This window comes from Ruegeria sp. YTSA135 (assembly GCF_059610165.1).
The window spans coordinates 160,259-183,161 of record NZ_JBXWNC010000003.1 but is presented as its reverse complement, the minus strand read 5'-3'; the positions used below and the strand labels follow the sequence as shown (position 1 = coordinate 183,161).

General features: G+C 55.3%; 17 protein-coding genes. 4 read left to right on the top strand and 13 right to left on the bottom strand.

The window, feature by feature from the left end; genetic code table 11:
• The first annotated feature begins 1 nt into the window (after position 1).
• A complete protein-coding gene (locus AC2FIT_RS05645) occupies positions 2-2,041 on the top strand; it encodes a dockerin type I domain-containing protein (RefSeq protein WP_496827474.1) in 2,040 nt (679 codons plus the stop codon).
• A 14-nt stretch (positions 2,042-2,055) separates the two neighbouring features.
• Here AC2FIT_RS05645 and AC2FIT_RS05640 read toward each other — a convergent pair whose 3' ends face one another.
• The 7 genes from AC2FIT_RS05640 to AC2FIT_RS05610 all read right to left on the bottom strand — a co-directional run bounded on the left by AC2FIT_RS05640 (position 2,056) and on the right by AC2FIT_RS05610 (position 12,804).
• On the bottom strand, positions 2,056-3,372 hold the full coding sequence (locus AC2FIT_RS05640) for an HlyD family type I secretion periplasmic adaptor subunit (protein ID WP_496827472.1): 1,317 nt from the start codon (positions 3,370-3,372) through the stop codon (positions 2,056-2,058).
• Positions 3,362-5,092 (bottom strand): type I secretion system permease/ATPase, encoded by a 1,731-nt coding sequence (locus AC2FIT_RS05635; protein WP_496827785.1) that lies wholly within the window; start codon positions 5,090-5,092, stop codon positions 3,362-3,364. The genes AC2FIT_RS05640 and AC2FIT_RS05635 overlap by 11 nt, the downstream gene beginning before the upstream one ends.
• Positions 5,093-5,406: 314 nt before the next feature.
• On the bottom strand, positions 5,407-6,822 hold the full coding sequence (locus AC2FIT_RS05630; protein WP_496827470.1) for an FAD-binding oxidoreductase: 1,416 nt from the start codon (positions 6,820-6,822) through the stop codon (positions 5,407-5,409).
• Positions 6,823-6,929: 107 nt separating this feature from the next.
• Positions 6,930-7,187: a DUF4242 domain-containing protein gene (locus AC2FIT_RS05625; RefSeq protein ID WP_068333996.1), complete on the bottom strand. Its 258-nt coding sequence runs from the start codon at positions 7,185-7,187 to the stop codon at positions 6,930-6,932.
• Between the two features lie 30 nt (positions 7,188-7,217).
• Entirely contained in the window at positions 7,218-10,808 is a 3,591-nt protein-coding gene (locus AC2FIT_RS05620) for an ATP-binding protein (RefSeq protein ID WP_496827468.1), read from the bottom strand.
• Positions 10,809-10,826: 18 nt separating this feature from the next.
• Positions 10,827-12,140 carry a hypothetical protein gene (locus AC2FIT_RS05615; RefSeq protein WP_496827466.1) on the bottom strand — a complete coding sequence of 438 codons (1,314 nt, stop codon included), beginning with the start codon at positions 12,138-12,140 and terminating at the stop codon, positions 10,827-10,829.
• 442 nt (positions 12,141-12,582) lie between these two features.
• Complete coding sequence (locus AC2FIT_RS05610) at positions 12,583-12,804, bottom strand: hypothetical protein (protein WP_496827464.1); 222 nt, start codon at positions 12,802-12,804, stop codon at positions 12,583-12,585.
• Between the two features lie 38 nt (positions 12,805-12,842).
• Between AC2FIT_RS05610 and AC2FIT_RS05605 the strand changes: the two genes are divergently transcribed.
• The 3 genes from AC2FIT_RS05605 (at position 12,843) to AC2FIT_RS05595 (ending at position 15,923) form a co-directional block, all read left to right on the top strand.
• On the top strand, positions 12,843-12,986 hold the full coding sequence (locus AC2FIT_RS05605) for an aldehyde dehydrogenase family protein (RefSeq protein WP_496827462.1): 144 nt from the start codon (positions 12,843-12,845) through the stop codon (positions 12,984-12,986).
• 402 nt (positions 12,987-13,388) lie between these two features.
• The gene (locus tag AC2FIT_RS05600; protein ID WP_496827460.1) at positions 13,389-14,033 is read left to right on the top strand and encodes a GNAT family N-acetyltransferase; all 645 of its coding nucleotides are present in this window, start codon (positions 13,389-13,391) and stop codon (positions 14,031-14,033) included.
• Between the two features lie 147 nt (positions 14,034-14,180).
• Positions 14,181-15,923: a tetratricopeptide repeat protein gene (locus AC2FIT_RS05595; RefSeq protein ID WP_496827458.1), complete on the top strand. Its 1,743-nt coding sequence runs from the start codon at positions 14,181-14,183 to the stop codon at positions 15,921-15,923.
• Between the two features lie 58 nt (positions 15,924-15,981).
• Here AC2FIT_RS05595 and AC2FIT_RS05590 read toward each other — a convergent pair whose 3' ends face one another.
• The 6 genes from AC2FIT_RS05590 to argF form a co-directional block, all read right to left on the bottom strand.
• Positions 15,982-16,593, bottom strand: coding sequence for a hypothetical protein (locus tag AC2FIT_RS05590; protein ID WP_224890005.1), 612 nt, complete (start codon positions 16,591-16,593; stop codon positions 15,982-15,984).
• Positions 16,594-16,699: 106 nt separating this feature from the next.
• Positions 16,700-17,995, bottom strand: a complete 1,296-nt coding sequence (locus tag AC2FIT_RS05585) for a gluzincin family metallopeptidase (RefSeq protein ID WP_496827456.1) — start codon at positions 17,993-17,995, stop codon at positions 16,700-16,702.
• A gap of 41 nt (positions 17,996-18,036) precedes the next feature.
• Positions 18,037-19,347 (bottom strand): TfuA-like protein, encoded by a 1,311-nt coding sequence (locus tag AC2FIT_RS05580; protein WP_496827454.1) that lies wholly within the window; start codon positions 19,345-19,347, stop codon positions 18,037-18,039.
• On the bottom strand, positions 19,344-20,549 hold the full coding sequence (locus AC2FIT_RS05575; RefSeq protein ID WP_496827452.1) for a YcaO-like family protein: 1,206 nt from the start codon (positions 20,547-20,549) through the stop codon (positions 19,344-19,346). Before AC2FIT_RS05575 ends, AC2FIT_RS05580 begins: the two co-directional genes overlap by 4 nt.
• A 410-nt stretch (positions 20,550-20,959) precedes the next feature.
• Complete coding sequence (gene arcC / locus AC2FIT_RS05570) at positions 20,960-21,898, bottom strand: carbamate kinase (protein WP_496827450.1); 939 nt, start codon at positions 21,896-21,898, stop codon at positions 20,960-20,962.
• Between the two features lie 3 nt (positions 21,899-21,901).
• On the bottom strand, positions 21,902-22,900 hold the full coding sequence (gene argF / locus AC2FIT_RS05565; RefSeq protein WP_496827449.1) for an ornithine carbamoyltransferase: 999 nt from the start codon (positions 22,898-22,900) through the stop codon (positions 21,902-21,904).
• Between the last annotated feature and the right edge of the window lie 3 nt (positions 22,901-22,903).

Sequence of the window (22,903 nt, the reverse complement as noted above, 5' to 3'; positions counted from 1 at the left end):
CATGATGCTTCAGTTCGAAGGTGTGGTTGCAACGGGGAGCGCAGCGCTCGATACAGGTATCGCTGATACGGCTTTAAAAACGTTTAATGGCGAAACGTACCTGTATGGGGTGACCGGCCCGGGGGGCGGAATTGCGGTTTGGAAACTGGTCGAAGGTGCTCTGCCGCAGCTGCAGGATACCGAGTATTTCAGCGGTACGATCACGTTTCAGGTTGGTGAAATCGGTGTGCCTGTATCACTGGCGGGGCGTGATCTGCTTGCACTGGATGTACGCTTGGCGACCGGATTGGTGGGATTTGAAATGCACCCCGACGGAACGTTGGGTGCTTTGACAGAGGTAGATTCGCTGTCCGGTGGCGGAGATATCTCAACTCTTGTTCAGTTCGGAGACGTTCTGACAGTTGCACATGAAAAAACAGCGCAGTTTGCGACATATACCGTTGGCACCAATGGCAATTTGACCTTGTCGGCATCAATCTCGGGATTGGCGGATTCGATGCAGGTGCTCAGGGCTGGGGCGAATCATTATGTAATTGCGGCAGATGCCGCCAGTAACACGATCAGCACCTTCAATGTTGATCAGACGACCGGGGCGATGTCAGTGGTCGACAACAGTGATGCAATCTCGACACTCGGTATTACGATGCCCACGGCGGTCGAAGTGGTTCAGGCCTACGACCGGTCTTGGGTCGTGGTGGCGGGGGCGGGTAGCAACTCGCTTAGCGTGATGGAGCTTCGCAGTGACGGGCGTCTGGTTCCCACGGACCACGTACTGGACTCGCTGCATACACGTTTTGAGTCGGTGCAGGACCTTGCGATCATCGAAGCAGACGGGCATGTGTTTGCCGTCGCCGGTGGCGGAGATGACGGCGTATCCCTTTTCACACTGACGCCCACGGGTCAGCTGGTGCATTTGCACAGTTTCGAAGACACGGTGCATAGCGGACTGCAAAATGTCGAAACGTTGAGCGTTGCCCAAGTTGGGAACGAGCTGCAAATTCTTGTAAGTTCGCAGCAGGATGCAGGGCTGACGCAGCTTAGCGTTTCAATCGCAGACCTTGGTATCGTCCGCGAAGGGTTTGGCACGATAACCGGTACGGCGCAGAACGATATGCTAAGCGGCAGTTTCCTCGACACCACCCTTTTTGGTGGCGCAGGAGATGACATTCTGATCGCTGGCATTGGTGCAACCACCATGAACGGGGGTGCTGGCGCGGATATTTTCGTGATGACGTATGGAAGCGATCCAACAACGATCAACGGGTTTGAAGCTGACGTCGACCGGTTGGATATGTTCGACTATCCGCTGCTGCGCTCACCCAGTCAACTGTCGTTCACAGCCACGGCCAAAGGTGCGCGGATCGAATATTATGACGAAGTCGTTTTGCTTAACTCGTCATCCGGCGGTCCTTTAACAAGCGCCGAAGTATTCGGGGCGGACTTTGAGGGGCCAGATCACATACCTGTCGACTTCGGGGATTTTGGCGGTTTGGACCCGGGCAGTTCGAACGGCGTGCTCGGTGACGTGACGATCAACTCTGAGACCGGGAACACCGGATTGTCAGACGCTGAGATCAGGTTCACCCCAGATGGTGGCGGCACCATCAGCGTTCGGGCTGACGAAGATGGCCGGTTTGATCTTGGCCTGCCCTCTGGGACATTCGAGGGTGAATTGGATATGATCAAAACCTACTCAACAGCCAGTTCGAAAATCACGGCGTTGGATGCCTTGCAGGTTCTGCGAATCTCGGTCGGACTGGACCCGACCTGGGGGCCAGCGACACCCGAAAACCTGATTGCAGCTGACATTACGCAGGACGGTAGGGTCACGGCCTTGGATGCATTGGTGATTCTGCAGACCGTTGTTCAACTGCCGACGGCATATGATGCGAAATGGGTGTTTCTGGACGATGATGCAGACCTGTCAGGCATAACCGCAAGAAACGTGCGCTATGAAACCGGAACTGATGTCACCGTTATGGACAATATCCTGACCACGGACATGACCTCAATCCTACTCGGGAATCTGGAACCCGGGTGAAACCGCGATCAAGACTACTCGCGGAAGGCCCGGTTGAAGTAATCAGTCATCGGTTTGACCAGATACGATAACGGTGTTCTTTCGTCGGTCTTGATCATGGTCTCAACTGGCATGCCCGGCAGCAAGGCCTGGCCTTGTAGGCGATCAATCTGATTTTCCTCGGGCGCGACCTCGGCACGATAATATGTCTGCCCCGTTAGATCATCGGTAAAAGTGTCGGCCGAGACAGTGACGACCCGGCCATCAATCTCGGGCGTTTCGCGTTGGTTAAAAGCAGGAAAGCGCAGGGAAACGGGCTGACCTATGTGCAACTGATCCACATGGATTGCATCCACGCGCGCGGCAACCAGCAAGGGGGTGTCCTGCGGTACCACATACATCATCGGCTCGGCAGGCTGAATTACGGATTGCAGCGCAAAAACCTGGCTGCCATAGACCGTGCCCGAGACCGGCGCGCGAATATCCAGCCGCGACAGCCGCACGTCAAGAGACAAGCGGCGCTCGGCCAGTTCCGAGATTTGGGTCTGAACGTCCCGCAACGCGGTGATGGCCTGCTCGCGGCGGGTGGCTGTCAGCTCGACAATTTCGATCTCGGTCGCCGCAATCTGGCCCGCCAAACGCGCAACTGCAGCTTCAAGGCGCCCGATTTCACCTGTGAGGCTGGCTTCTTCTCGCTGCAAGGCCGACACGCGGCTGGCTGGGGTCAAGCCGCGGTCAAACAGGCTTTGTTGGTCCTTGAGTTCGTTCTGGATCAGGTCAACTTGACGGCGTAGCGAGACAAGTTGCGCCTCGGTGCCCTCAATCTCACTTTCAATTTGATTCAATTGCTTGCCAAGCTGTTCCGTTTGTTGGTTCAAGGTGTCCAATCGGGCTTCAAAAAGACGTTGTTGACCAGCGATCAGGTCAGGATCCACGTTCTCCTGCTGTTGAATTTCTGCCAGATTGTCCGCTAGAGCCTTGGCCTTGACCCCATCGCGTTCTGCCTCCAATCGGGCTCTGCGCGCCAGCAACTCGAACAATTGAGTTTCAACGATGGTTTTCTCCGACGACAAAAACGTGTCGTCCAGGCGCACCAGCAAATCACCATCAGAAACTGCATCTCCGTCGCGCACATAGATTTCACCAACAACGCCGCCGTCAGGGTGTTCAACCACCTGTCGGTTACTCTGAACCTCAATTACACCTTGCGAGATGATCGCACCGGCCAACCGGGTCTGTACAGCCCAGATGCCCAACCCTCCGACCAAGATCACCAGCGCCACAAATCCTATAATGGCTGGGACCGTTATGCGCCAAACCGGTCGCGTATCAAACGCCGCACTATCCTGCATTTTTGTTCACCTGGCTGAAGCCCCGTTTTATGGCACCGGCGTTTTGTACCATGGCGGCTAATACTTCATCCCGGCTGCCGGATTTCACGACTTGCCCGTTTTCGACAACTGCAAGGTCGTCGCATTCCGAGATCGCCTGAGGGCGATGGGTCATAATAATAGCAGATTTACCGGCGGATTTCAGGTCACGTATCGCGGCGTTCAGCGCTTCGGTCCCATCGGCATCAAGGGCCGAGTTCGGCTCGTCAAGGATCAGCAGAACCGGGTTCCCATATAAGGCCCGGGCCAGCGCGATACGCTGCTTCTGACCGCCCGAGAGCTGGCTGTCATTGCCCTCCAAAAACGTGTCATAGCCTTTGCTAAGGGACAGGATCAACTCGTGTGCGTTTGCTTTCTTGGCTGCGGCCACAACCGCTTCTGGATCAGGGTTTTCCGACATGCGAGCGATGTTTTCAGCCACTGATCCGTTAAACAGGGTAACCTCTTGGGGCAGGTATCCGATATGCTGCCCCAGATCGATGGGGTCGTATTGATCCAGCGTGGCACCCCCCAACCGGATTTCTCCAGCCGCTGGCTTCCACAGACCTAACAAAGCCTTGGCCATTGTCGATTTACCCGATCCGCTTTTGCCGATAACACCAAGCGCCTTGCCGGGTTCAACGCGCAGCGTGACATTGCGCAAAGTCGGTTTGTCTGCACCGGGCGGGATAACCGTCAGGCCCTTGGCCGTCAGACTGGCCGCAGGGACTGGCAGCTTGGTGCGCGGCTGTTCGGGCGGGGTTGCATCCAGAAAACGGTTCAGCGAGAACCACGCCATCCGGGCGCGCTCGACCATTCCCCATTGACCGATAACCTGTTCAACCGGTGCCAGCGCCCGCCCCAGCAGGATTGACCCGGCAATCATCGCGCCGGGCGTCAGCTCATTGCGCAGCACCAGCCACGCACCAAGAGCCAGCATCGCCGATTGCAGGAACAGCCGTAGCGATTTGGTCAAAGAAGTAAAACTGCCGGTCCAGTCGCTGGCAGAAATGGTCTGGCGCAGGGCACTGATGCGCTGCCGTTGCCAGCGTTGGGTAATATCGCCCTGCATGCCTTGGGACCGCACCACTTCGGCTGCTTGCCTTGCATGTTCGGAAAATGCATTGGCCTGCGCTGCAGCCTTTTGCGCCTCGGCCACCTTTCGGTGTGTCAGCCATTGATTCAAAAGGGCGATCAGTATCAACAAAGTTCCACCTGCGACGGCCAACCAACCAAGCAACGGATGAAACAAGAAAATTGCGGCAAGAAAGACCGGGGTCCATGGGATATCCATCACGGCAAGCAGAACGGGTGAGGAACACAGGTTCTGAATGGACTCCAGATCCCGAAGTGCTGTCGCCGGGGCTGACCGCACCTGCGGGAACAATGATCGACGCATGGTGGCATCGAACACACGTTCATCCAGTTGCGATTGGAACCGTGCTCCGAATCGGGCCACGATTCTGCCACGGGCAAAATCCAGCATTGCCATAAGGGCGTACAGGAGTGCGACAAGCAAAAACAGCGCCGTCAGCGTCTCAACCGCGCGCGAGCTAAGAACCCGGTCATAGACCTGCAACATGAACAATGGTCCGGTCAGCATCAGAAGGTTTACGAAGATGCTGAACAAAAACGCCAGCGCCAAAGACGTAATTCCCTTACTGCTTACACCGCGTAACTCGTGGCGGCGCGGTATCATCATGCGGTTTTCGTTAGTCACGTTAAGTGCCTTTGGTGTCCAATTTTGAGCGCAGCGAGAATCCTTGCACTTAGCTGTATTCTAAAGTTTTGGAGATATTCATAAAATGCAAGATTTATTGGATCAGCTACAAGCCTCTGGCTGTCAACGACCAAAGCACGGCTGCGCCAGTAGTGCGCTAAAAAATATAGGCTCCCAACTTGTTTGACAGCAGTATCCCATAAGGGCCGTACCCGTCGCGACCCGGATCGACCCATTGACAGGCTGGGGTGGGGTGCTGGAAAACACCAGCTTGGGCGACGCATCAGTCAGACGGTTCAGCCGGGCTGGATATTATGATTAATCCTGAACAAGTTATCCGGATCGTATTGCCCCTTGATCTGCGCCAGTTTCTTGCCGTTAGCGCCATAAGCACCGGACATGTGGTCGGCCTCATCCGCCGGCATGAAGTTGACATATGCGCTTCCATTAGCATGCGGAGTCATTCGTTCATAGAGGGCACGGGCCCACGTAACACAGGCCTCGTCCTTTGCAGGGTCTTCCCACCGGGTGTGAACATTCATGATGAAATGCGCCGACCGTTCCGGGTACGCTGTTGCATCGGCGGCAACACGGGCCATTGCACCGCCCACATGCGCGACAAACACCTCGGATGCGGGATCTGGCAGGGTCGCGATCCCTTCAAGCAGCCCCGAGATCGCCTCGGCGGGCAGGGTGCTGAAATCGTGGCTTTTCCAATAGTTCCGCGCGCCCGCTGTCAACAGCGGGTCAAACGCCGCCTGCCAGTCGACAAACGCATGGGGTGAGATCACATCCGCAATTGGGTCGCCAAGGCTGCGCAATCCTTCAAGGGCCGCTTCACCATCTGCTATCGGGCCTGCATAGCACGCCGCAAAAATCAGCACCTCGCGCCCGTGCCATTCTTCGGGCAGAAAGGGGAGAGGAGGGGCTTTTCGCATCACGCTCCAGACGGTCAGTTCGTCTGGCGCAGTGTCGGCTATACGGGAGTATTCCGCCAGCAGGCCGGGCGCTTCCTCAATCGGGTGGACCACAAGCCCCGATAGGACCTCGGGTCCAAGCGGGTGTAATTGAAACTCGAACGAAGTCACCACGCCAAAATTACCGCCCCCACCGCGAATGGCCCAAAACAGATCAGGGTGGCTGCTGTCTGACGCAGTCACAATGGATCCGTCTGCCGTGATCACTTCGGCGGATATCAAATTGTCGATGGTCATGCCGAATTTGCGAGTCGTCCAGCCGAATCCCCCGCCAAGGGTCAGGCCAGCGATCCCCGTGGTGCCATTGATCCCAACCGGCACCACCAAGCCATGCGCCTGTGTTTCGCGGTCAACATCGGCCAGTACAGCACCAGGCGCCACGCGTGCCGTTCTGGCGTGTGGATCAACATGCACCGACCGCATATGCGACAGGTCAAGCATGACCGCATCATCCGCAACAGCGTGACCTGCGATCTGGTGGCCACCGGACCGAACAGACATAATCAGCCCGGTCTCACGCACGAAATTCACTGCCTTTTGGACGTCGCTGGCACCGAGGGCACGGATAACAAAACCAGGGCGTCTGTCGACGATACTGTTCCAGGTTACACGCGCTGCATCATAGTCCGGGCTGCCCGGCAAAAAGACCGATCCCCTAAGCGATGCGTCCAACGAGTCCAGCGCGGCCTGATCAACGGTGGCCGAGTGGCCATCCAATGTTCTCAGATCAAACATGAATACAAACCTTCCGTGAATAGGGAAGATTTCTTGTCTGGCTGCCTCATTACGGTTGCATAGGCTTAGCGCTCACCTGTTTCCGGTGATACCGCGCAGTGACCGCGTCAGGCAAAGATACCTGGGTCGATCTTATCAACAGGCGTGATGACGTCCGCAGGTATATTGAGCCGCTCTGCTGCCCGTCGCAGGCTTTCTTCATCGGGTGCTTCATAGAGGCAGTAAGTCTTGCGTTTATCGGCGCTGAGAAATGAGAAAATCCATTCAACGCCAGTGTCATCGTTTATTTCTTTGATGTGAATCTTGTCATCGTCGCTGATATCAAGCTGTTCAGCGAAATTCCGTTCGATAATATACCTAGGCATATGCACCCCCCAGAGCATGCAGACAGGGTTCTAACTCACCGGTCCTTCAAGTTTTGACCTCAGGGAAACCATACCTAATTTCTGGGCTGTTGCCAATGCGTCGGCTTCCAGACCCAGCGCCTGCTCGTGATCCTGCTTGCGACCCCGCATGCGCAAGGCCCGCGCAAATGCAGCTTTGCTGTGCGCAATCCACGGTGGGCAGACCATTGCGGTGTCGATCTCAATGGCTTTTGTGAACATATGTTCGGCGGTTGGCCAATCACCCAACAATGCAGACAGACTACCCAGCCGCCGCGCGGCCGAACCTGTGCACACAGTCGTTGCCCCTGCCGTTATCGTCATATCCTCGAACGGTGACAGCATATCCCGCAATGTCTGTGCATGTGGCTTGTTATCAACAGCAACACAGATATCCGCCAGATAAGACAGTGTTGTTGAATACATCGCATCAAGTGGCAGTGTGAAACCATTCTCTGCAATCTCGTTAAGAATACGTTCTGCGGGCTCCTTATAGCCAAGTTCAGCCGCAATCAGGCCGAAACCGGGTCTCCAGGCCTGATCGCCTGGGCTGTCGGACATAAGTTGCTTGATGACGGGTGCAACCTCGTGCAATCGGTTCTGTTCGCGGCGGATGGTGAACATCTGAACCCCAAAAACACCCTCGACATGTTTACCATGCGTTTGCTTGCCAATTCGGACAGCCTCATTTGCGAATTTTTCGGCCTGCTCGAACTCGCCATCCATGATCGAAACCATGGCGCGCGCGTGGGTCTGCACCCAGTAGAGATGCCTGTGATTGTCCTTTTGAGAAATCTCGGTCAGCAAGTCCAACGAATTGTCCATCAACGCCCTGTCGGCCATTTCTGCACCAACAAACAAGCTGAGCGTTCGATCGCGGCCCTGATCGATCGAGCCCAGTTTTTCGGCCACCGCGTGCATGGCTTCAAGGTTTTCACGCCAATTGCGTGCCTCATGTTCGCGACGTGCGATAAATGGCGCACCAAATTGCGTCATCATGACAGAAAACTGGGCCTTGTTGTCACCGAGCCGCGCCGCCAATTCCATTGATTGCTCGCCAAAACGCGCGCCTTCAGCGTGCTGACCTATAAACATGCAGGCCCGCGCCAGTTGACTTAGAAGCCGGCATTTTCGAACCTCATCCCGTTCGGGCAGGTTTTGCAACGCGTCCATACAAAGATCTATGGCTTCGCTATGCCGTTGACCGGACATCATACAAGCATCAGCGAAGTATTCGGCCACATCTGCTGCCAATTTCACATTTCCGATTGCACGGGCGGCGTCTGATGCCTTTTTGAGAATGCTGATCCCTTCCTGCAGCCGACCAACGCTGTCCAGGCTTCGCCCGATCAGAATTTGCCCGCGGATCGTTTCAATCGAATTCTCTCCCCCCAGTTTCTGTGCCGCGTTCAAGGCCTCTTGTGCATTCGCCATCGCTTCGTGACTTGCTGAGCGCGCCAAGGCCATTTCGGTGGCAGATTGCCAGCGTGGAAAGGCGGCTGCCCAATCTTCGGCCTGCGTCAGGTGATGCGCAACAAGTTCCGGGCGGCGCGCAATCTCGGCCCCGCGCAGGTGTGTCAATGCGTTGGCCACTGCCGCATGCTGTTTACGACGTGTGCTGCTGAGCATCGATTGATAGGCGGTATCACGGATCAGGGCGTGGCGAAAAACAAAATGATCTTTGTTGTGGCCGCTTTCAAATATCAGCCCGGATTTACAAAGCTCATCTAACCCGGCGTGCATGGTGGTCGCATCGGCACCCATGGCAGCTTGCAGCAATGCAGGTTCAAATTCACGGCCTATGACGGCCCCGGTCAAAGCAACTTGTTTGGCTCCGGATGAAACGGCGTCCAGCCGCGCCATCAAAGCACCTTTAAGTGAGGAGGGCACAGCGATCTGTCCTCGACCGTCCGAGGCCATGACGGCGCGAGTCAGCTCTTCGACGAACAGGGGTACACCGTCTGTCTTTTCGACAATTAGGTCCACCAGATGATCGTCAGGCTCTTTCCCCAAGATATTTCGGATCAAATTGGCAACATGACCCGTATCGAACCGGCGCAAATTCAACGTCTGTACATGGGCATCCCCGTCGCCACGTTCCAGATCCCATCCCGGGCGATGCGTAATCAGCATCATGAGCGGCAAATCGGCGCAAATAGACTTAAACCGATGCAGCAAAGCACTGGTTGAAGGGTCAATCCAATGGGCATCTTCGACACATAGGATAACTGGACGAAAGACCGAGCGCGCTTTGACCGCGTTGATCAGGGTCTGAATTGTCATGTCCCGCTGTTCCTGTGGCGACAGGCTTAGCACTTCTTGCGCCAACTCACTGCCGGGGGCGACCAGTGCTGCAAACACTGGCAGCACATTCTCCAACTCGATCCCCGGTCGGGTTTCCAACATGGCGCGAACATGGTTCAGAACCTGATCATCCTCGTAGTCCGGGCCAACACCGGCATCCTGCGCAATACGCTCCGCGACCGGATGAAACGGGCTGCTGGTCATGTAAGGCGAACAATTCAGCCGTATGATGTCTGCCTCTGCCTCGATTTCGGGTTCCGTCAAAAACTCTTCGGTCAGACGTGACTTGCCGATACCGGCCTCGCCCGCAAGCAAAACCACCTCACCAAACCCACCCTTTGCGCGTTGCCAGATCTGGTGCAGAATACCCTTTTCAGAGTCCCGCCCGATCAGAGTGCTGCTGGCATCATCATGATGTACGGCGCGAAAGCGGCTTTCCGCGCTCCGCTCTGCCACGACCTGCAGTAGGGTACGGGGGCTGTCGAACCCTTTCAGCGAAACGCTTCCCAAGGATGAGAACTTGAAAATGCTGTGCAGTGCAGCTTCGGTTTCTTCTTTCGGAACAACAATTGTGTTTGGCGCCGCTTTTTCTTGTATCCGGGCCGCAAGATTCAGGATTGGCCCCGTCATCGCCCCTTCTTCATAGGTGTTCTCGCCGATCGTATCACCCACGACAACATCGCCGCTGGCAATGCCGACCCGAGCAGAAAGAGGTTCGCCATCAGGGGTGTGCAAGGCCTTTACCCGCTCTACCGCATCCAGCGCCGCCTTTACGGCGCGAATGGCGTGATCTTCGTAGGCCCGGGGCCAGCCGAAGAAAACCAATAATCCGTCGCCCAGGTATTTTGCGACGTAGCCGCCGTATCTCGTAACCGCGCCGGCCACTGCATCTTGATAACTCTGTAAGAGACCACGCATGTCTTCAGCGTCGAGTCGGTTCGTCAATTCGGTCGACCCCACCAAATCGGCGAACAGAACGGTCAGATGGCGACGTTCGGCAACCGTCGAGTGCTGCGTCACTGGGCGTACGGACGTACTGTCAGGCTCGGTAGGCGAGGGCGTATCGACATCAAATCCCTGCAACGCGGCCAATAGGATTTTTCGGTGCCCCAGCGATACACCGATTTCACGCAGATCATCATTGGTCAGAAGGGGCAGCACACGCGCGTCGATGTCGTTGCGGGCAAATGCGTCCACATATTGCTCCAACCCCTGTTCTTTCAGCCAGTCTTCTACCTTGGAACCCATAAATAGATCATGCGAAGGAATGGGGTTTGGATCAAGGTCAGGCAAGTCCATACCCAGAGCCGGACTTCCTTAGTGATGGTTAGGACGATCCAGATCGTGCCGAACGCGGGCATAGGCCTGAGCCATTGCGGTCAAAGTATGGGGTGGGCAGCCAATCGTCTGCAGGCACGAGGCGTCGATAACGCGCAGCCGTCCGCTAAAGGCGGACTCGACGACATCGTCAACGCCGCTGTGATCGGCACCCAGCGTCAGCCTGTGGTAGTGAAAACCCTGGCCCGGTGCCGTTTGTCCCAGTTTGAGGCGAACCCCATGTGCGATGAGCCAATCCAGAAACTGCTGAAGGGTTGGGTCCGGTTCGCTGTCCAGTGTTGGGGTGGCCTTGGTTTGGCTGGCCTTGGGGCAGTGTCGGAACTGTACCTGGGTTTTCGGAGTCCACAGACGGATCGGTTGCACAAAGTCGAATATCCGGCCAATCCGCCGCCCGCGGAAGTGTGGACCCAGCCCGAAATTTGTCGTCAGCAAACTGATCGGGGCCTGCGAAACCGCATAGACCGAGGCGAACAGATCGCAGCGCCCGCCGTTCTTCATCGTTACGGTCAGAGCATTGAAGTTCCCGTTGTTTGCATAGCTGTACGTCGGCCCAAGAATACGGTCGAGCCGGAAGCAGTTTATGGTGTACGGAGCGTGATCGCGAAATCCGATCTCTGACACCTCTGGGATGCTGCGGGCCAAGGCGGCGGCTGTTCCCAGGACACCCGCTGCCAGAAACACGCGTCGTGCACGCACCTGGGTGCCTCCGCCAAGGTCGAGGCGCAGGTAATCTTGTTCAGCTTCGATCTGCTGCACGCGGCCGGACAGAACTTCGACACTCGTGATCTCTTGCAGGCGCTTTTCGATGGCCAGCGCCATGGCGTTTAGCTGACTGTCCGGCGCATCCTTGGTTCCAACCAGCAGGCGAGGGGCGCTGGCTTCAAAGTCGCTATCCAGGCTTTTTTGTTGCGTACCACCTATAACCTCGAGATCCGCCTGAACTGCATCGCACGCAGCTTTGTAAGCTTTCCAGGTTTTCAGGAACAGGCTCTGGCCCCATGGGTCGTCGCTGCCGTAAACTTGCAACTGCTTGCCCCAGTAGTTAGCTAGACCACCCACCTCGGCGGCGGCATACATGGGCGGTGCATCACCGGATACCGGCAAGCGATCCGCCAAACAGGCCGGTTTTTGCCGCTCAAAAGCCACTGAAACTACTTTTGCAGGGCCGCCCTTTAGCGGGTCCGGCGTCGCGCCGGTTATGACAGCCACCGACCCTGAGAAGCTCCGTAACGCGGTCAGCGCGGCGTACCCCGCCGGTCCTGCGCCTATCAATGCAACATCAAAAACGCGCATCGCTCAACCTATTGCCCCTGCAACTGAGTCGCCTGGTCACAGTTGTGATTGCGGTTCGTTCATTGCCGGGGTGAAACGGGGCATATCTGATTGAAATCAGCACCGGACAAGCGCGTTTTGGTAAAACCGAAGCAATATTTCGCATTCTGGACAAGGATGTTTGGGACCGAACCCGGCGGGCTGAGCATCTTGTTTTTTGCATTGCAGACAGAGACCCTCCGCCAATATGACCCCAGATACCGAGGTCCTTATGAAAGCATCGACACGAATTCCCCGCCGGATGCGAAATTAGCACTCGGGCTGAGCAGGATAAACAAACGCACACATCCCCAAAACAGATAAGACGCAGCAACTGTAGTATCTTGTTCCTATTTTGACTGAGTCCAGCACAAAATTACGCCAGCCCAGTTGCCCTAATCAAGCGTAGGCTTTTTTTCCTGCATTATCTTGCCAATTGACCAAGATATGACCGTTCATCAAACGCAGTCTCGTGCAAAACAGGATGGTGAATAAATTCTTTCCGATGGTTTTGGAAAAGACTGTGGCCGATAGGTTCGGTGATCCGAAGGACACCGAGGCCCAGTTGGACTGCATGAATCATGGCGATGCTGCCGAGCTGTGCGGAAAACGTGCCTTCAGGGCCGGTAACCTGCGCCTCGTCCACCCATCGTCGTCGACAAGGTGCGGCATAACAGCGTGCTGATGATGGATCAGAGTTTTGGCCCCATCGTAGCCATCCTTCGTTGGCCGCGTGACGACGCCAAGGGTATGGAAATATCGAACGGCACTGAGTTCCGCCGGTCCTCGGGTGTTTGCACCAACGATTTGAACCGCGGGCTTGCCTGAAACAACAACCTGCACGTCTGATCCCGGAATATCTCGGAACAATCCGGCCATCGCGTCGAAATGTCTCCACTCGGCTGCATAAAGGACAGTGGTGGTAAACCCAAAGAAGGCGTCCTTGAGGCGATGAAACTCTTAACCAGCGGAAGAACCGATTCCTTGGTCATACCGGGTCTGAGCCGCGGCAACCGTCATCTATTGACTATGAGTCCTGAACCTTACACGGCTGACCATTATTCCATTCATGGTTGATAGGATTGTTTACAAAGCCAGGTCAGCCACCTTCCACTTATCGGAGTCTCTGTCTTAAGCATTTTGGTTTTCTCATTTCGTGTTTTATTCCTATCTGTGCTAATGTCTAAAATAGTGTATATTTTCAGATTTTCATTTAAGGTAGTTGACCCGGTGGAAGACCAGTCTGATCGCGTATTCAGGATGCGCCCGCTAGAAAAGGCCGATTTAGAGGTTATCTCTCCTTGGTTTCAAGATATTGAGGATCTTGGCCGATTTGACAGAACATCAAGGGTTCCGCTCAACCTGGCGCAGACCGAGGACGCTTGGCGTGATGCTTTCAATCCCTCTGGCAACAGTGGCAAATGTTGGTTCGTCGTTCAGTCCGAAAGCGGTGAAATTCTGGGAATGAGCGGGCTTGAGGCCATTTCTCCGATCAACCGTGACGCTGTAATTGCGATGTTTGTCGCGAAATCAGCGCGACGGTTGGGTCTTGGGATCAGGGCCACGGCACTGCTTGGAGACTTTGCGTTTCGCCAGCTTGGTCTGAACCGGCTGACCTCTTATTACAGGCAGGACAACACGATCAGTCGCGACCTCGTAGAGCGCATGGGATGCCAGGTTGAAGGGGTCTTGCGTCAGGCGTGGTATTCAGACGGAACATTTCACGATATGGTCGTGGTTGGTCTTCTAAGGCAAGACTGGATGGCCCGGCGCTTGACCCTGGCTAAAGAGCTTAAATCGGACACGGTAGTAACATTCGGGTCATACGGGTGCCCGCTCTGGTCTTGGCCACCACAGGTTGATAAGTTTGACTAAACAAGTTTGACATTATCAAATGCGGATATTGGGGTGTGATTTTGCTCTCAGAATGCAAAAGCACTTTTTGATACAAATTATCGTAGGGTTCAATTGCACCCCCTGAGGCGAGTTATGAATGTGAACACCACGAGTCCAAACTCTTCCATGACGCAGAAACTGGGCGCAGTCCTATTTGCCGACGTCGTAGGATATTCGCGCCTGATGAGCGAAAATGAGTTGGATACATATAACGCGCTGAAATCATTGATTTCAAAACTCGAACAAAGCTGTGCTCGTTTCCAGGGCCGGGTGATTGAGGTGCGCGGAGATGGCATCTTAGCCCTGTTCGAAACCGCCACCAGCGCCGTTGAATTCGGGATTGAGCTGCACCGCATCGCCAGCCAGCACAACCAGACGCTCCCCGAAACCCAGCGAATCAAGTTTCGTGCAGGCGTCCATCTGGGCGAAATTCTGATCGACGATCGAGGCATTCATGGCGACAATGTAAATATCGCCGCCCGCCTACAGGAAATTGCCGAACCTGAACGGGTATATGTCAGTTCTGCCGTCTACGACCAGGTCTGCAACAGGTTGCGCTATGGCTATGAGTTCCTGGGGCCAAAACAGCTCAAGAACATTCTTGCGCCTGTATCGACCTATTGTGTCCGCAGCGAAGTCGCCGGGGCCACCATGGCGGGAACCATGCGGCCCGGTATGCCCGGCGATATTCTTGAACGCCCGGATGCACCTTCGGTCGCTGTATTGCCATTTGCCAGCCACGGCGGGGACGAAACAGACAGCTGGATCGCCGAAGGTCTGACCGACGACATCATCATGAACCTGTCCAAGTTCCGCAATCTGTTCGTGATCGCTCGGAACTCATCTTTTTTCTTTAAAACACAGGCTATGCCTCCGAAAGAGGCCGCGCAAAAGCTGAATGTGCGCTATGTCGCGCGCGGTAGCGTGCGCCGTTCGGCCAGCCGCATTCGAATCACCGCAGAACTGGTCGATGCCAGCACTGAGCGGACGATCTGGGGCGAACGGTTTGACCGTAAGATTGACGATATCTTTGATATTTTGGACGAGGTGACGGAATGCATAGTTGCCGCAACTGCGGTGATGATCGAGTCACATGAAAAGCAACGGATGATCCAGTCGGCGCCATCCGACCTTGAGGCGTATGGCTCTGTCCTTCAGGGTCAACACCACATTTTCAAATACACAAGAAACGATAACCGAAAGGCGCAGGATTTCTACAAAAACGCGCTTGAACGAGATGAAGGTTATGCGCGCGCTGCTGCCGCTCTGTCACGCACGCTGAACATCGATTGGCGCTATTCATGGACTGAGGACCCCTCGGACGCCCTAAACCAAGCCTTGACCTTTGCACAACGCGCGATCGAACTCGATCCAACCGATGCACGTGGTTTTGGAGAATTGGGCTATGTGCATCTTTACCGCAAGGAACATGACGCCGCGATACAGTCTTACCGGAGGGCACTGGCGTTGAACCCGAATGACGCGGACATGCATTCGGACTTTGCTGATGCTTTGGCGCATTCCGGAGACAACGAAACGGCGATCACGCATATCCAGCAGGCGATGCGCCTGAACCCTTATTTCCCTGACCAATATCTGTGGCACCTGGGCGGCGCGTATTACAATCTGCGACGCTATGAAGACGTGATTGAGACCGTCAACAAAATGAACAACCCGACCGAAGGGCAGCGGATGTTGGCTGCCAGTTACGCGCAGCTTGGTCAAACCGAGTTGGCCCGTCAGATCGCCGAGAAACACCGCGCCGTGCATCCTAATTTCTCTCTTAAGCGTTGGGGTTCGGTTCTGCCAGACCGACTGGAGGAAGACACTCAGCATTTCGTGGAAGGTTTGAAAAAGGCCGGATTCTGATGACCCAAAAAAGGGCGCGTCATTCACGCGCCCATCTTTTTTGCAATGAAAACCGGGCTCAATCGCCTCCTCGCGCCTTCGCACCGCTGACTTTAGCTCCGCTCACCTTAGCGCCACTGACTTTTGCGCCGGAGACTTTTGCGCCGCTTACCTTTGCGCCCGAAACCTTGGCTCCGCTGATCGCCGGGCTGTCGAAACCGAAGTAGATATCCAGCAAGACTTGCTCGAACTGACCCGTCATAACGTCCATACGCATTGTCTGGTCGGCTTTGTCATACCGCCAGACCCTGATGTCGTCGGCCATTTGATAATCCGCTGCTGCCACGCCGCCCAAGCCGGGCTCTTGCGGCGCTCGAGAGGCGTGATTGGGCGGTTCATTCGTTTTGGCGACTTCTTCTCCGTCGCCATGCACCATAAAAATCACGGGCTCAGGCAAATCGTAGTAAGTGCCCTCAAACGCGAAGCCGTAAATCTTTGCAAATCGAGGCTTATCATTACCCTGAACCGCAAACTGCTTATCCAAATGTTTGTTATCGCCCTTACCGCCTTTTGGAACGCGGTTGTAAATCAAGTCTGATAGCTCACGTCCGTAAATCAGCACTTCAGAAAAACTGAGTAATGTCTCTGCCATAAACTCATCTCCCATCTGCGGGTTCAGCAGTTTGGTCACTGAACCCCCCTCAATGAGACCCAGTTGTAAACCGGATCAGAAAATCCAAAAAATCATCCCGTTACTAGATGCCATGAAACCGCTTAAAAATAAAGATTTTTCAGTTTCAGTCTGGTACTTGCGTCCGGACCGAATTCGAATGACTGTCCTTATCGGGGTCGGGCAGGCGCGGGCCTGCCGTTGTCAGACCGATATCGCGCATACGGAAGTTGCCTTCGATGATGCGGCGAAAAGCGCCTCCGGTGACCTCTTGATCCACGGCAAGCAAAGCCTTTTCAACCCCGAAATAGCTGAGCATGTCCGCGTCCAGCCTTTCCCACGCATCTGCCAGATACGACCCAAGGAAATCGCGCGCTTCAAGCAGTGCAATGCGGAATCCTTCGGGATTTTCGGCATAACGCTTGTCAAAAATGCTCTGCATGACGCGGCTGTAATCAGGCGAGCCTTCAAGCTGATCCGACAGGTCTTCTTCCTCGGCCGTGATCAGACCATGTACCAGCAGCCGTTCGTGGTAAATGTCGACAAACACATCGAACATCGCGCCGGTCAAGGGCTCAGAGAGGTCATGCTCGCTGGACCATCCGGCGGCAAAATCCGAAAGCGGGCGATCATTGGCCGCAATGCGTATTTGGGCATTGTCTGACAACTCGGCAAACCGGCTCAGGCGGTTGAAAGTGTAGAGGTTCCCTCGCGTGTTTTCCAGCAGCGCGTCAATCACCGATCCGAAATGCAAAGACGCAAGCAGCGCCACCAGATCAGCGGCGGATTCATGAAACCCATAATACTCTCCCGCGGCATCTCCGTCTGTCGGCATCCCGATCACGCTGTAAATTATGGCGTGGCCGATCTCATGCGCGACGACATCGAAGTTCAGGCTATAGGGTCGATATTCGTTGCCGTGTTCGTGTGTACCCCCGGTTTCCAAAAACCCCCAACCGATATGAGCGTTGTCGAGGCTGGGCAGAAGCGACAGTTCAAGACGGTCGAAGTCACGGGCGAAATGCCATGGGATCGGGCGGTCAAAATATCCCTGCCAGACATCCATCGTGAAATGCGCAGAGCCAAACAGATGCGCGGCCTCAAAAGCGGGGTCTGTCGGGTCGATATGGATAAAATTACCGAACTCATCCGGCATCGCGGGGGGTTGGATATAGCCATCCCAGGGTGGCAGGTACATGCCCGGGCCGCCTGGTCCCGGAACGATCGCGCCATAGGGTGTGGATTTGCCAACGGGATTGACCGTGTACATTCGCGGCCCCGATGGCCCAGGGCCGATACTGCCCTGTGGTGCCGAGATTTCGACCAATTCCAACGGGGCATTCGGCTCTAGAAAGGGCGATTGCGGGTAAAGCAAGAACCGGGTTCCAGGTTCTTCCTGTTCGATTTGTTCGGGGTTAGTCACTGAATACCCTCCCGTTGCGTGCCCGTTAAAATCTTTGGCCTTTATTCTGCGGCTCCGGCATCGGCACCTTTATTACAATACAAAAATTCTGTTTCTATCAGTTCAAACAAGGCGTCGCGCCCAGTCAGACCGAGCGCTTGCGCGTATGCGTCCAAATCATCGGGCACTTCTTGGTCAAGACGGTATTCAAAGTACCACATCAGCGCACGAAGACGATCCACCCCCGGCGACCCAATCGGACGTACTGAGTCTTGCTTGTTGGCGGCACGATCCCGCAGGTTTGAGTATTGGTTTGTCCGGCGTAACTCTGACAAGAGCTGCGTCTCGAGTTGATCCGCCCGCGACGCGACAGCGGCCTCGACCCGCGCGGTGTCGGCAAGCATCTTCTCATAGCTTTCGGGGTTTAGGTCGTTTGCCTTGATCCAGTCCATCAGATCTGATCGCCGCGACAGACCTGTATCCGCTCTGTGATCGGTCATCAACCGGACCAAATCGTCGCGCGTCGGAGTATACTGGCAGCTAGCCGCATCCTCGCGCGCAAGCACAGCCAGGGCCGCCCGATCCCGGTATCGGGCATACAGCTCGGGGTTTAGTCGCAACTCGTCAATTACCGAGCGGTCAGAGCCCGGCTCACCGGCATCCACCCGTGCACGCAACGCTTTCCACATCAGTGTTGGTTCGGTGCGCGTTGGTTTTGGAAGGGGCAGGGGAGAGGTACTGAGATGGTCGGCCATTCGCGTCAGCATTGCACGGGCGTCTTCGGCCTTGGCGTCGATACGACCAGTAGGCAACCAATCACTGAATTCCGCAACGCCCGGTAAGTCCTTTACCGAAGTGAGAATATTAGCCCAGATACGCTGGCGGTACTGCATCGTTTTGGCAGCGCGCAAAATTTCTGCCGCCGTTTCCGAGGGCAATAAGCCTAAAGCCTGCGCCTGTGCTACCGACGCACGGATCGATACCATCGGTTCACTAAGCGGCTGGAATCCCAGCTCGGCGGGGCTGTGCAATACTGCGACCTCGTCATCATCCTTTAAAACGCCGGAGTAGTAATCTTCGAAGATGCGCCCAACTCCGATCATCCCGAAGTCGGCCAGTTCAGCGGCGCGCAGGGCACCCATGCTGGCGCTGCCAAAAACAGGTATTTCTTGCTCTATGGCCCATAGGATTTCCTTGTGCCAAACCGATGGGACGCCTTCGAAATACCCGTCTATGATCCCAATGGCGGACGGGTTTTGCTGAACTGCACGATACACATCACCCTGCCGGACAGGTGGCAGAATAGTGGCGTCCAGATGGTCTGCCACGGTTTCGGGCGAAAGTGTTGGGCCCACGAAAACCATAGCAGTCATGCCAGACCTTCCCGAATACGCTGCGCCCGCGGGCCAGGTACATAGTCCGGATCATCATGCGGTGCCTCAAGCCCGGGAATAACGGCCCGGACCACGGCGACGTCGTATTCCGGGCGCGATAGATCAACTGTCACAACTTGCGAAAGATTCGCTGAGGAAAGGCGCTCCAGTATCAGACCCAGGTCATTTTCAAATGTCCCGGTCACGTGCGATTGGCAATCGCGAAAGTTTTGATCAGCTTGGGTGCTTTCAATCAGATCACGGACATAACGGCCCCGTTCCATTTTGGCCTGATCCGTGAATTCTTCGGGGTCCAGATCATCCCGCGCACCCGAGATATAGGTCAGCCGCGTCTGCGCTGCCTCAGTCAAGGCCCGTAGCAAGGCGATGGCCCGATCCGGGTGGCAACCATCCCCGATGCCAATATGACCGAATTGTCCACCGCCCTCGCAAATCACGCAGCGAAAGCTGGCGATGCCGATATCCGATGTCGTGTTCCAAAGCCCAGTCTCCAACCCGGCTGCGGCCATCATTTCCATGGCTTTTTGGCAACGCGGATCATCAACGCTGTCCGGATCAAGACGCGATTGTCCCGCGCGATGATGCCAGAGCGTTGTCGCGTCCCTTTCGATCAGTTCACAGATGGCATGGCAGCTTGCCTCAGTCAGGTTGTTCCCCGAGGCCAATCCGTTGGTTGTGCGGGGGAAGGCCGCCTGACCGCCAACCGGAGCGCTGGTATAGTCGGTATCGACCATTTCAAGCGGAACCCAGCACGCCGACCCTGCGCACAGATCGTGCCCCTGTACCCATAACATGTTGGCATGCGGATCAAACTGCCGACCTGTCACACGCGGCAGCCCTGCCACGTCAACTACGGTCGTATCATCGGAAAGCTCGGCATATCTGGCGAGGCGCTGTGGTAGCCGTACGCGTTCTGCATGCCACGACTCGATTGCCTCCATCACGCCCGAGGCTTCAGCCGCGCGCAGGGACAGTCCCTTACCCAAAGAAACCGCAACCGACCGGGAGTTGGGCCGGGCGACCATCACCGTCGGTAATCCGATCCGATCCAGACCGGTCAGATTGGCAATACGTGTGATGCCCATTTCCTTCAGAAACGGTTTTACGATTTCCAACGTCTGTTCGGGATCGCGCAACCGATGCGTGTCCAGCACGTATTGCTTTTGCGATCCATCGGGCATGCTACGGGCCTTGTGAATTAATAATTGATCCCGACGTGAAAATACTATCGCCGGTTCAGTCTGTTAGCGTTCAAGATGATGGAACATACCCGTTTGGTCAACTGCTGCGGTATTCAGCTTGGTGACCGCGGGACGTTCTGCACGTCGTAACGAGACCGTTTCTTTTTCAGATTGGGCGAAGGTCTACTGTCCGATTTCGACTTCTGCGTACTGCTGATTAGCATGTTCCACACATATTAAAGAGTTACGCCCTCAAGAAATTAACATAATCTTCCTTATGAGAAATGAAGCAGCAATTCCAATATGTCAGCCATGAGCAATACAGCAGCGTCACTCTGGCCTGTAATTGTAACAGGCAGAGAAATCGAGCGTGGGATGGGCGATCGCCTAAAGGTAAACGTCAGTCACATCTAATGAAACTGCGTATCTCCCGCATTGTTGGACACAGTCGTCCCTTTTTCTCCATTCACCGCCGCGGGTACATCGGCCAACGAACAGATGATGGCGCGGCCCCCGGTAGACCTTGCAAAGTCTTGGGCTGCTTGAACCTTTGGACCCATGGAACCTGCCGGGAAATCAAATGCGTTAAGTGCATCAGGCGTGATGGATTTGATGCCTTTTTGATCAGGTGACCCCCATTCCAGATATACGGCGTCAGTATCTGTTGCGATGACAAAAAAATCGGCGTTGAGGTTTTGGGCAAGCAGGCAAGATGCAAAATCCTTGTCTATAACGGCTTCGACACCCACCAATTTTCGTTCACCACCTTTTTCATACATCGTAGGAATCCCTCCACCACCGGCGGCAATCACCGTCGCGCCTTTTTCCAGAATCCAGCGGATCGGTTCGATTTGAAAGATGCGTTTCGGTTTTGGAGAAGGCACCACACGGCGCCAGTAGTCTCCGTCCGGCTTTACGGTCCAGCCTTTTTCGGCTGCTTCTTTCTTGGCTTCGGCTTCGGAATAAACCTGGCCAATAAACTTGGTCGGGTTGTCAAAGGCAGGATCGTCCGGGTCGACCTCGATCATTGTCAGCAAAGTGGCTATGTGATGCTCGAATGGTAGGATGTTTCCCAACTCCTGTTCGACCATGTAACCGATCATACCCATCGTTTCACCGACAAGCACATCAAGCGGGTATTCCTTGACATCAGTATACATGATTTCCTGAAGGGCCAGCATCCCGACCTGCGGCCCGTTCCCGTGGGTGATGACGGTCTCATGCGCTTCGCATAGGGGGGCAAGGGCCTGGGCGGCAATCCTAGCGTTCTTGCGCTGATTGTCCGCTGTCATTTCTTCACCCCGCTTGAGAAGCGCGTTGCCGCCAAGTGCTACAACAATGCGTCCCATGGATCATGCTCCAAGTGTGGCGACAAGGATCGCCTTGATGGTATGCATCCGATTTTCAGCTTGCTCAAAGGCGATATTCATGTCGCTTTCAAAAACCTCATCGGTAACTTCCATTTCCGAGATGCCGAATTGCTCATGGATGTCCTGCCCCACCTTCGTCTCAAGGTTATGGAATGCAGGCAGGCAATGCATGAACTTGACGTTGGGGTTGCCGGACTTTTTCATCAGATCCATGTTGACCTGATACGGGCTCAGCAATTTGATGCGTTCGGCCCAGACTTCTTTAGCTTCACCCATCGACACCCAGACATCGGTGTGGATGAAATCCGCGCCCTCAACCGCTGAGGTATCGTCGGTGATGGTTACGCGTGCTCCGGATTTTTCGGCTCTCTTCATCGCCAGTTCACGCACATCTTCATGGGGCTGTGTTTCCTTCGGCGAAATCATGCGAACATCACACCCCATCAACGCGCCCAGCATCAGTAGCGAGTTACCCATGTTCGAGCGGCAATCGCCGGAATAGGCGTAGACGATATCCTTGCGTGGTTTATCCGCGTGCTCGATCATAGTCAGCATGTCGGCCAGCATCTGCGTCGGATGCCAATCATCGGTCAGGCCGTTATACACGGGCACGCCAGAGTATTCAGAAAGCTCTTCGACCATTTTCTGCCCAGCACCGCGGAACTCGATCCCGTCGAACATGCGTCCAAGCACACGGGCTGTATCCTTCATGGATTCCTTGTGGCCGATCTGCGACCCCGACGGATCAAGATAGGTAATGTTCGCGCCCTGGTCATAGGCAGCTACCTCAAAGGCGCACCGGGTACGGGTCGAGGTTTTCTCAAAAATCAGGCAGATATTCTTGCCCTTCAGCGACGGCTGTTCAGCACGGGCATATTTGGCGCGTTTCAGGTCGCGCGCCAAATCCAGAAGGTACAACATTTCACGCTGGCTGAAGTCCGCGATTTTCAAGTAGCTGCGGCCCTTGAGATTGAATGCCATTTT

Coding starts and splice junctions, on each gene's coding strand:
- AC2FIT_RS05645 (WP_496827474.1), top strand. CDS start 2: ATGATGCTTCAGTTCGAAGGTGTGGTTGCAACGGGGAGCGCAGCGCTC.
- AC2FIT_RS05640 (WP_496827472.1), bottom strand. CDS start 3,372: ATGCAGGATAGTGCGGCGTTTGATACGCGACCGGTTTGGCGCATAACG.
- AC2FIT_RS05635 (WP_496827785.1), bottom strand. CDS start 5,092: ATGATGATACCGCGCCGCCACGAGTTACGCGGTGTAAGCAGTAAGGGA.
- AC2FIT_RS05630 (WP_496827470.1), bottom strand. CDS start 6,822: ATGTTTGATCTGAGAACATTGGATGGCCACTCGGCCACCGTTGATCAG.
- AC2FIT_RS05625 (WP_068333996.1), bottom strand. CDS start 7,187: ATGCCTAGGTATATTATCGAACGGAATTTCGCTGAACAGCTTGATATC.
- AC2FIT_RS05620 (WP_496827468.1), bottom strand. CDS start 10,808: ATGGACTTGCCTGACCTTGATCCAAACCCCATTCCTTCGCATGATCTA.
- AC2FIT_RS05615 (WP_496827466.1), bottom strand. CDS start 12,140: ATGCGCGTTTTTGATGTTGCATTGATAGGCGCAGGACCGGCGGGGTAC.
- AC2FIT_RS05605 (WP_496827462.1), top strand. CDS start 12,843: ATGATGGATCAGAGTTTTGGCCCCATCGTAGCCATCCTTCGTTGGCCG.
- AC2FIT_RS05595 (WP_496827458.1), top strand. CDS start 14,181: ATGACGCAGAAACTGGGCGCAGTCCTATTTGCCGACGTCGTAGGATAT.
- AC2FIT_RS05580 (WP_496827454.1), bottom strand. CDS start 19,347: ATGACTGCTATGGTTTTCGTGGGCCCAACACTTTCGCCCGAAACCGTG.
- AC2FIT_RS05575 (WP_496827452.1), bottom strand. CDS start 20,549: ATGCCCGATGGATCGCAAAAGCAATACGTGCTGGACACGCATCGGTTG.
- arcC (WP_496827450.1), bottom strand. CDS start 21,898: ATGGGACGCATTGTTGTAGCACTTGGCGGCAACGCGCTTCTCAAGCGG.
- argF (WP_496827449.1), bottom strand. CDS start 22,900: ATGGCATTCAATCTCAAGGGCCGCAGCTACTTGAAAATCGCGGACTTC.